This window comes from uncultured Dokdonia sp. (genome assembly GCF_947492535.1).
In the GTDB taxonomy this organism is placed as follows: domain Bacteria; phylum Bacteroidota; class Bacteroidia; order Flavobacteriales; family Flavobacteriaceae; genus Dokdonia.
This window is the reverse complement of sequence record NZ_CANLNH010000001.1, coordinates 304,860-315,238: the sequence shown is the minus strand read 5'-3', so window position 1 is coordinate 315,238 and position 10,379 is coordinate 304,860. Positions and strand designations below refer to the sequence as shown.

At 31.7% G+C, this 10,379-nt stretch carries 11 protein-coding genes; 3 read left to right on the top strand and 8 right to left on the bottom strand.

Annotated elements, in window-relative coordinates; translation table 11 throughout:
• Position 1 precedes the first annotated feature (1 nt).
• From Q1A60_RS01420 to radC, 5 genes are read right to left on the bottom strand one after another with little or no spacing between them, the layout of a single operon-like run.
• Positions 2 to 1,402 (bottom strand): DUF5723 family protein, encoded by a 1,401-nt coding sequence (locus tag Q1A60_RS01420; RefSeq protein ID WP_299763234.1) that lies wholly within the window; start codon positions 1,400 to 1,402, stop codon positions 2 to 4.
• A 7-nt stretch (positions 1,403 to 1,409) separates the two neighbouring features.
• Positions 1,410 to 1,970 carry a hypothetical protein gene (locus tag Q1A60_RS01415; RefSeq protein ID WP_299763232.1) on the bottom strand — a complete coding sequence of 187 codons (561 nt, stop codon included), beginning with the start codon at positions 1,968 to 1,970 and terminating at the stop codon, positions 1,410 to 1,412.
• 55 nt (positions 1,971 to 2,025) lie between these two features.
• A complete protein-coding gene (locus tag Q1A60_RS01410) occupies positions 2,026 to 2,712 on the bottom strand; it encodes a YjjG family noncanonical pyrimidine nucleotidase (protein WP_299763230.1) in 687 nt (228 codons plus the stop codon).
• Positions 2,705 to 3,991 (bottom strand): polysaccharide deacetylase family protein, encoded by a 1,287-nt coding sequence (locus tag Q1A60_RS01405; RefSeq protein WP_299763228.1) that lies wholly within the window; start codon positions 3,989 to 3,991, stop codon positions 2,705 to 2,707. Before Q1A60_RS01405 ends, Q1A60_RS01410 begins: the two co-directional genes overlap by 8 nt.
• Positions 3,992 to 4,003: 12 nt before the next feature.
• Complete coding sequence (gene radC, locus Q1A60_RS01400; RefSeq protein ID WP_299763226.1) at positions 4,004 to 4,702, bottom strand: DNA repair protein RadC; 699 nt, start codon at positions 4,700 to 4,702, stop codon at positions 4,004 to 4,006.
• A 143-nt stretch (positions 4,703 to 4,845) separates the two neighbouring features.
• On the opposite strand from radC, the gene Q1A60_RS01395 reads away from it, so the two are divergent.
• Positions 4,846 to 5,286, top strand: coding sequence for a DUF1569 domain-containing protein (locus tag Q1A60_RS01395; protein ID WP_299763224.1), 441 nt, complete (start codon positions 4,846 to 4,848; stop codon positions 5,284 to 5,286).
• 801 nt (positions 5,287 to 6,087) lie between these two features.
• Here Q1A60_RS01395 and Q1A60_RS01390 read toward each other — a convergent pair.
• From Q1A60_RS01390 to Q1A60_RS01380, 3 genes are all read right to left on the bottom strand, one after another.
• The gene (locus tag Q1A60_RS01390; protein WP_299763222.1) at positions 6,088 to 6,771 is read right to left on the bottom strand and encodes a hypothetical protein; all 684 of its coding nucleotides are present in this window, start codon (positions 6,769 to 6,771) and stop codon (positions 6,088 to 6,090) included.
• 55 nt (positions 6,772 to 6,826) lie between these two features.
• Positions 6,827 to 7,636: a hypothetical protein gene (locus tag Q1A60_RS01385; RefSeq protein ID WP_300006999.1), complete on the bottom strand. Its 810-nt coding sequence runs from the start codon at positions 7,634 to 7,636 to the stop codon at positions 6,827 to 6,829.
• Positions 7,637 to 7,816: 180 nt separating this feature from the next.
• A complete protein-coding gene (locus Q1A60_RS01380; protein ID WP_299763218.1) occupies positions 7,817 to 8,194 on the bottom strand; it encodes a hypothetical protein in 378 nt (125 codons plus the stop codon).
• A 678-nt stretch (positions 8,195 to 8,872) separates the two neighbouring features.
• Here Q1A60_RS01380 and Q1A60_RS01375 point away from each other — a divergent pair.
• Positions 8,873 to 9,115, top strand: a complete 243-nt coding sequence (locus Q1A60_RS01375) for a hypothetical protein (protein ID WP_299763216.1) — start codon at positions 8,873 to 8,875, stop codon at positions 9,113 to 9,115.
• Between the two features lie 593 nt (positions 9,116 to 9,708).
• Positions 9,709 to 10,275 carry a hypothetical protein gene (locus tag Q1A60_RS01370; protein WP_299763214.1) on the top strand — a complete coding sequence of 189 codons (567 nt, stop codon included), beginning with the start codon at positions 9,709 to 9,711 and terminating at the stop codon, positions 10,273 to 10,275.
• Positions 10,276 to 10,379 lie beyond the last annotated feature (104 nt).

The window sequence follows — 10,379 nt, the reverse complement described above, 5'->3', positions numbered from 1 at the left end:
TTTATTCAGGATCAAAAATTAACTGAAAACCAAACTGTATCGAAGCGCTTTGCGCCTTTGCCAGATTGGAATAATCTAATATATTATCTGCTGCAAGATAAACATTAAATTTGTTAATTTTTGTTGAAAGTAACAGCCCTATATTTCTATTAGAAAATGCATCATAGGTATAAGTCATTTTCGTTCTTATAAATCGATTCCAGGTTCTATCTACATATAAAGTAGCAGCTTCTTGAAATCCTCTAGGGCGCTTTATAGCATATAGTTGCGCTCCTACATTTGTGGCATATCGATCTACACCACTATTGGTACAATCACAGTCGCCATTTAAGTTTGTACCGAAGCCTCTATTTATAGATGCATTAAACTTGGTAGGGCGCCAAGTAGTATAGGACGTTTGTAAAGAATCATCATAAGGAAGGTTTTCTTCAAACTCATCTTGTAAATTTTGCCAATAATCGGTTAAATCTTCTCCATTTAATACATCAGGAAATTCTAATTCTATTCCATTGGTTTCATAACTACCAGACAGTCTATAATTACGTAAATCTTTATTATGAAAAATAGCTCCTACATCAATGACACTAGCTGTTGCTGTCCAATGATCATCAATAGTATACGTAGCTCCTATATCAAAACCTACCCCAAGATTATTACTCACTATTGCTCTTCTTACCACTTTTCCGGCTCCTCCTTCTCCATCTATAAATGATTCTAACCCTGAAGTATTAGCCGTTACATCGGCACCTTGTACTTGATGTTGCAAAAAATTAGGTCCATTTGGGGTATTTCTAGTTATAAAAGAGCCTTCATTATTTGTACTATTAACATTAATAATACTCATATATAGTTTTGCTCTACCTCCTACCCTAAGTTTTTTAGAAATCTCTTTATTCACCCCAAAATGATAGACAGAAATCACCTCTGCAGCAACAGATAAATCTGAAAACTGAAAAGGAACATCTATAAAATTTGCATTTCCTTCATACGCAAGAACTGCAATATCTTTTGGAAAATAAGCAATCACATCTGTTTCCTGATACAGTCCTGCCGAATAATAATTATTTGTAAACTTACTTTTCCATCCAAAAGAGGCTAGTTCTAATTGTTGATTTACTACAAACGAATCTTTATTATCTAATCTAAAAATAGCATCTCGTATACGCGCATTTATATCTCCTCCTTCTTGAAAAATATCATAGGTACTAACACCACTAGAACCTGCACTCACAGAAAATCCTGATAAAAGTGGAATTCCTATGTGTTTTTCAAAAGAGATAGCAGCTCCTGGATTGCTAAGTAATGTCTGTGGCAAATCGTCTACATTATAGAGCAATTGCTTATTTTGAGCACACACTTGTGTGACCACAAAACTTATATATACAAGAATAACTGTTCTCATACTATTATTATAAGTCAGAAAATTCTAGAGCATAAATAGCCTTACTCTGAAGTGTAAGTTCTCCATTTATAGAAGCACCATTTGTTGTCAGAATGACTTCGTTTGCCAGTTGATTTGCATTACTTATGGCTTGAATATCTTCTTCACTAAGAACTTGTGTAAATTCAGTTCTCTGCACAGAGCCATCGGTAGAAGAAATTATTTCAAAAATCACAACAAATTGTTCTTCTCCATCTCCATTTAAAAAAGCCGCTCGATTTACAAGTGATTGTCCAAACGTATTATCTACTTGAAAATCTAACGTAACTTCTCTTAAATTTTCTCTTATAAAGTCATCATCAAGAAATTCTAAACGAGTTGTATCTCTAACAGTAACTACTGCTTCTTGAGTATCTACACTTTCAAAGTCTGAGGTATCTAATGTAAAGAAAATTAGAGAAGCATCTACAGTAGGACTAAGAACAATATCTTGAGTTTGATCAAAATCTACATCGCTTACGCAAGAAACGCATAGAAACAAAGAAATAGTAAGCACCATAACTCTGATATAAAGCAGGTAGTATTTCATAATTTGGAGGAATTGATTATGTCTAGTTAAAAACGCTCAATTACCAAGTATATTGCTATAAATAATTACGTATCTCTAACAAATCATTTACAATTACTTGCTTGTCAGGCATTTTTAAATTATGGTAATTATAACAAATAGTTTTCATATGCACACCTTCTGCGCCTAATATATCAGCTTCATAGGTATCTCCTATCATCATACTTTTTTCAGGAACAGCCTGGGCAGCCTCTAAAGCTACATGAAATATACGCGGATTAGGTTTCTTTACACCAACAGCTTCACTAGTGGTCACTGTATCAAAATAAACATCAATTTTTGAATTTTTCAGCTTTTTGGATTGCACCTCTTCAAATCCATTTGTAATGATATGGAGTTTGTAATGTTCTTTTAAATACTCTAGAAGCTCTATTGCACCATCAAATAAATAATTATGGTCAGGTAGATGTAATATATAATCTTCGGAAAGTCTATCTATCGTATCGTCTGTCACTTTAATATGAAGCGCATCAAAGGTTTTTTTAAACCTTCCATATCGCAATTGTGACTTCGTTACTCGCTCTTCTCTATACCATTTCCAATACTGGAAATTAATTGGAGCATATACTTTTAAAAACTCTTCTAAATCTAGATCAATCTTATTTTTTTCAAATATTGTGGCAAATGCCAGTCCTGAGTTCCGATCAAAATCCCATAAGGTATGGTCAAGATCAAAAAAAACATCCTTTATCTCTTTATTCATCTGTTGTTAATAATGTTCTGAATACTTTCTTACTATATATATTTGTAAAATCTGAATTTGAAAAAGCTATTAAAAATACTCCTTTTACATTCTTTACAGCATTTTTAATCTTCGTCAAACTCACACTATCTACAGTATGTTTATTTTCATCTATAATAGCATTTACATGAATACAAAATGGATATATCATTAAAGGAGTTTGTATTTCATAATCCAAATCATAAAATAGAAACGGTGTACTTGTACTTGCTCTAAATCCAGGTGTATCTGGATATCCCATGGTGTAATCTTCTAGAATTTCTTGATCTAAAAGATTTCGATAACTCGTAGGTAGTGTTATTTTGTAATCTGTAATTCTAGTTTGTTTTAAAGGTCTGTTGGTAATATACTCTATACGCCTCTTTTCTTCTTTTAATTCGGTTATAGATTTTGCCCCTTTTTTAGAGACTAGTAATCCCACACATGAATAATCTCCTACCATTTTTATTAATGATTGAAAACTACGCTTACTGTATTTTATATTCTTACTATCTTCTGTATAATCGCCTAACTCAAAGAATACTTTAAATCGTGATGATGATTGCTTTTGTACATTTACTAACCAACTAAATATATCAAAAGGATCTTTCCGTAACCCTAATAATACTTGTGTACGTATGAAATTTTGCTTTAAACGAAAGTTTATAAAATCACGCCCATATCCTCCTACTGTTCTTAAAAATCCTATTTTCCTAAAAGCATACGCTTGTGGTACATCTACAACAACCTGGGTTTCAAATTGCAATTCTTTTATTTTGTCTGAAGGAAAAGAAGATCTTATAGCTTCTTTGAATCGACTAATCCATTCATCTACAACGGGGCGATCTAAAAAATGATGTTTATACGCTATACTTTCACTTGCTGGAAAACGCCCTAATGCATCTTTAACATGTGGTAAATATTCTTCATATCTACTCAACATATAAAAAGCAGCTCCAAAGATATCATAGGGTACTAATGCTTCTGAACTTTTAGATGCAAAAAAACAAGGAACTCCATCCCAATCTTGTAACTGGATGTCTACATCCATCACTCCTTGTTCAAAAAGAAGATCTACAGCGCTAATATGTAATTCGTTCCCAAGTTGCTTTTGTGTATATGATAACTTAGGCCCATCATGCGCTATAAAGTCTTCAACTTTAGAAGTAAAAGACACCTTAATCCCCATTACTCTAGTACATACATGTTTGAATATATAGGTAACTCTAGGTGTGATTTTATGGGTATATACGAGCAACATTTAAAAAAGAAATTAGAGCAAGCCATCATCGGCAAAGCTAAAATACGCCTTTTCGGTTACAATGATATGATCTAATACTTTTACATCTAGACTCGCTGAAGCTACCTTTAATTTTTGAGTAAGCTGAATATCTGATTTACTAGGCTTCAGTGTTCCTGAAGGGTGATTGTGTGCTAAAATAATTCCGACAGCATTTAACTCTAATGCCATTTTAAGTACCAATCGCACATCAACTAGCGTACCTGTAATCCCGCCTTTGCTTAATTGTTGTTTTTCTAAAATTCGGTTGGAGTTATTGAGATATACGACCCAAAACTCTTCATGAGATAAATCTCCAATAATAGGTTGCAATACTTCAAAAACGGAAGAAGATGAGGTTATACGCTTTCGCGAAAGCGTACTACTATCATTTCGCCGTCTTCCTAATTCTAGCGCTGCAGCAATAGTGACTGCTTTGGCCTCACCAATTCCCTTAAATTTTTTGAGATCTTTAATCGATTTTTTGCCGAGTTCTGAGAGATTATTTGAAGACGAAGCGAGAATACGTTTACTCAATCCTACAGCACTTTCTTCTCGATTTCCAGAGCCTATAAGAATGGCTATAAGTTCTGCATCTGAGAGTGCTAATCTACCTTTATTTACTAATTTTTCACGCGGTCTATCATCCTCCGACCAATTCTTGATCGAGAACGAAGTTTGTTTTTCTGACATATTAAAACTTATTTTTCTGACATTGCTAAAATAAAGATTGTTAGTTTAAAATGCTTCGTTTTTTATAATCAGAATTATTTACAGTAATTTTAGAATGAAGATTTCCTAGAAATAAATACTTAATTTATCAAAAATAATAGTTTATGAAATCCCTATTTGACCCTGCTGCCTATACAGAAATTAAGTCTCGCGTTGAGGCATTGCATGAAGAAAGCACACCTACATGGGGTAAAATGAACGTAAGCCAAATGGTTACACACTGTCAGTTTCCTTTAAAAATTGCGTTGAGTAGTAAACCCAGAAAACACAAATGGAATCTTATTGGTTTTTTATTTAAAAAGTCTTTATATAATGACAAACCATGGAGACAAGGGCTTCCTACAGCTAAGCCTGCAAAGATTACTGATCAAAGAGAATTCGCAAAAGAACGCGAAGCATTAGCATCAATGATCGATGCTTTTCATGCTAAAAAAGAGCAAACTGAATGGCAACCGCATCCAATGTTTGGCAACTTCACTCCCGAACAATGGGGTCAGTTAGAGTATAAACATCTAGATCATCATTTGAGACAGTTTGGTGTATGATGAGGTTGGAACTCTGAATGCCGAACGACGAATAAAAAACCTAGATCTACTGTTTTGCTTCTTATCAATTCTTAAACATTCTCTTAAAACGGGGTGGTTGTTTTCTATTTTTTGTAATATGCGAAGCACAAAAAATAGAAAATCTTTCCGTTACAGATTCTTCTATAAACATCTAGATCATCATTTGAGACAGTTTGGTGTATGATGAGGTTGGAACTACGAATGCCGAACGACGAATAAAAAACCTAAATCTACTGTTTTGCTTCTTATCAATTCTTAAACATTCTCTTAAAACGGGGTGGTTGTTTTCTATTTTTTGTAACATGCGAAGCACAAAAAATAGAAAATCTTTCCGTTACAGATTCTTCTATAAACATCTAGATCATCATTTGAGACAGTTTGGTATGTGATGAGGTTAGAACTACGAATGCCGAACGACGAATAAAAAACCTAGATCTACTGTTTTGTTTCTTATCAATTCTTAGACACTCTCTTAAAACGGGGCGGTTGTTTTCTATTTTTTTGTAACATGCGAAGCACAAAAAATAGAAAATCTTTCCGTTACAGATTCTTCTATAAACATCTAGATCATCATTTGAGGCAGTTTGATGTATGATGAGGTTGGAACTCCGAATGCCAAACAACGAATAAAAAACCTAGATCTACTGTTTTGCTTCTTATCAATTCTTAAACACTCTCTTAATACGGGGTGGTTGTTTTCAAATATTTAAAAACTTTCCGTTATGGCTTATTTTACAAACATTTGAATTAAGTTCAAAAGCTATTTAGGAAGTAAAGACACTATTGCTCTTGAAAGCTAAAATCTATGAGTCGTTGTTCAAAAACATGTAATTCTGTAAACACAAATGAAATTCTGTATAACACCTCTCCTATTCCTTCAGCATATAAATACTCGTCACGTCCTAGAGATAAATCTCCCTCTTGAGTTAACATTGCATACACTTCATTAACGGCACATTCAAAATTTCCAACAGGAACTTCAACAGCCTCTTGAGTATTTAGTAAAACTCCAAAAACTCCTTCAAAAAGATCATCATTTCTTAAGTATTCTTGTTCATTTTCACTGGAGAAAATAATACCTTCATTTAAACGAACTAAATAACCTAATGAATCTTTTACTTGAAATGTAGCTACATCTTCTGCAGGGAAATTACTTGAACTTTCTTCAACTCCAGAAACCGTTACTTGAAATGTAAAAATTTGTTCTCCATTAATTTCTTGAGAAGCTATAATCTCCTGCTCTTCAATAATACCTGTTGTACTAAATTCACTAGAAGGATTACCAAACTCATCCCTTCTAAAATATTCATACGTCCAACTATTTCCAACTCTTAAGTTATAAAACCCTGCATCTTCTACTTCTACACCTACTCCTTCTTGAGATACAGAAGTATCATTATTGTCATTATTACAGGATATACAAACAATACAGAAAAGACTAATGGTAAAGAAATATTTTTTCATAGCTAGTATGTTTATGCTAAAAACGAGTTAATCAAATATTTAGTATACTTTACAGCTACTCCACTTCTTCTATAAACAAAAATGGATACTTATCTTCTACTTTTAAAATATACTCATTTAACGCGTGATTCATACGTTTTTGCTCATCTCTTAAATCATACACACTTTGCTTGTAAGAAATCATAAAATCAAGATAGTGTTGAAGTGTTATCTCTTTACTTATTTTGAATTTAAAAAATACACTATCAGATACCGATTCTTGAAAATAAGTATATACTTTCTGCTCATCTACTTTCTCATTTAGTATAAAAGTTTCAAGATTTACAATTTGCTCTTTCTTACTCTTTAGATAATCTTCAAAAAAGAAAATTCCTAATGGTGAAGGCGGTTTAGATTTCTCAATATTCGCATACAACGCTTTTGTAGGGTATATATATTTTGTGTACACATATGGCTGATCATTAATAGTAGAATGAACCACATAATTTAATTTACTTATTCCTCTTATAATCGCTTTACTCTCTAATTCCTTAAGTTTAGCATAAGACAACATTCTATCGGCATGTATGGTAAGTATTGGGTTGTTCCTATATTTCCTTCCATAATAATTATACTCTTCTGAATACGGTGTCTCTACCAAATCATGTATCGTTAACTCATTATCGTACAACCTATACTTAAGATTATTACTGGAATCAGATAGCACTTTTACAAATAGTTTCAAATACCCATTGTATGGAGATATTATAGGATCATCATATGATTGTATTTGATAGGATGTTACAGGGACATTTACGTAAGGATCTGAATTATTATAAACTTCGTTTAATCTATTATAATTTGATTTCTTAAGGAAAGAACACATAAATATCAAGGCAAAAACTAATGTGAAATGGAAGAATACTATTTTTAAAGTATATCCTTTAAAAGACCTTCTTAATTCTTTGACACTCTCAAGAAATAACACACTAAACAATAATATATACAAAACCCAACTTTCACCTAAAAAACCATACTTTAACATCATAAATTGCATAAAGCCTATTTATAAAGCTAGCTTTATAAATAAGTATAGGTAATTACCTAAAAGAAAAGATTGATTATTTAAAATATTTCGTCTTCTAGATCGCTGTCGTACAGATTTAGATACACCTGAAATATAAAAAGAAATGCCTACTGAATTCCCTACAATTACAGCATTTCCTGCAAAAACAAATGCAAATAGAGATATAGCATCATCTGATAAAAGATAATTTGCATTAAATTGAAAAGATAACATTGCTGATCGATACAATGAAAAGAAATACTGCTGAAAAAAGTAAAAAATAAGTGTCGACCCTAATGCTAATAGTATGCTTATGATTGCTCTTCTTTTAGAAAAATCATAAATACTTAGTGGTTTATGCATATAGAATCTACCCATACTAATAGGTAGGCATTATTAAAGGAATGTTACAGTATACTACTGTAATCTCCTTCGCTTATTCAATTTCTTTTTCACTTTGAAAATCTGATGCATTATTATTATAAGAAATACATATAAAGAATGATGGATAAGGAATAGATTTCCATGGAAAGTTATTTTTAACAAAAACTTGAACCTAATCTACTTAGTACAGATACAGACTTACTCATCTAATCCTCATAACAAACTTATGATTACTAAAAACAAATTATATTTAATGTATTAATTATCATATGATTAAGAAAATTTGACATCACTTTTTTATACTTTTTCATAAATTACAAGTAATTATTATATACTTTTAAAACTGTCTATATGAGGTGATTGTCTAAATTGTCTAACTAACAATTATTTCAAGAACACTCAAATAATCCACCCCTAAATTATTAGCAGCAGGTATACCTGTATGTATTGGTATTATATTCAATACTCGCACATGTATCTAAAGGAAAATTAATAATCATATATGATTATTGAGATAGGTTGTCATGCCATTGAGTTGTTTACTCATTCATGTGGCAACTTCACTCAATATGACTATGTAAAATAATGTATAAAACACATATTTGAACAAAACATAATATTCAAACACCCCCTAACCATTGTTGAGAATATTAATTTTAAAACCATAAATAAATGAACACAAAAACAGGATTTTGGATTACAAGGATATTACTAGTTATTATGACAGTAACACTTTTTGTAAGATGTCAAAAAGATGATGACATAACAACAAATTCAGTTACACCAATTGAAGAATCTAATTTCAGTATCAATTCTAAAAGATTAAATCTTGAAGAATATACAACAAATAAAGATTTGATTAAAAATGTTTCTCGTTTTATGAAAAGTAAAAAACGAAATCATCAGAAGAAATAGAAATACCAGTAATAGAAGATCAAGTACTTTATATAGAAGCTAATAACTATCATAGTTATACATTTATTGTAGATAAAGAAGATCCACTACCATTACAAAATCTAACATTCAGTTTAAAAGCTGATGGGAGTTACGAGTCATATCTAGTTACTTACGACATAACTCAAGATGAACTTGATGCCATTAATAGTGGAACAGCGTTAAATTTAGATGATAAAACAAGTATAGAATTACTGGATGTTGATAGTGGTAGTTTTCTTAATAAAAATCAAAGAACTTCAAGAAGCTTTTGTGGCACAACAGTTACAGAAAATTGTGTTACAGTAGATACTTGTAGTTATGGTGGAACAACTCATCCTGCTGGTGATAATTGTACAGTAATTGACGGTACTTCTACCGTATGTACTCCAGTATCTGTAATTTCTAATTGCGCTGGCGACGGTGGTGCTAATCAAGATGAAACATCTAATACTGATACTACTGGTGAAGGAGGTGGGGGTGCTGATTCCCAAGTTGATCCTGATGAACCAACAGAAGAAGTAGTTCCATGTGATAGTCTCCCTCCTGGAGAAGGTATTGATATAGGTAATGGTATGTGTATTGCAGGCGGAGGTATGACAGGTCCTTTTGGAGATATTATACCATTCACTCCTAGAGAGATATTAGCAATAGCACTTAATAACCTATTAGGTAATGGAGACTCATATACATTTGATGAAAGTATTGACTCTAATAATTCAATTCATTTTAATACTATCGATGAATTTACCGATTTTTTAAACACCTTTGAAACAGATTTAACAATACCAACTATTGATCAAGGAAATAACAGAATAACAACTTTTAGAGTTGATTGGGGTTTGACAAATTTAGATTTATTTGTAAATCAAATTTTAAATAATCCAACTGAAAACCAAGATTATAATTTAGTAGAAGTAACTTCAGAATTAAGTGGAATAACACTTGGACTTAGCTGGGAACAAGCTTCGATAGAGCACTCTGTTGTAGGTAACGAAGCTATTATCACTGTTTTTGGAAGTCGAAACTTCAACTTATTTATCGAATCTATTGGTGCTATTTATACAGATACCATAATTATAGAATTACATATTGATATAAATACAGGAAATCCTATCTCTATATTTCAAATTGAAAATTAAAACATTATGATTTTTAACATGATATTACAAGAAACTATAAGTAATGCACCAAAAAAACCACTAGTAGTAGATTCTTTTGATCTCCCTCTATTGATTTTTCAGGT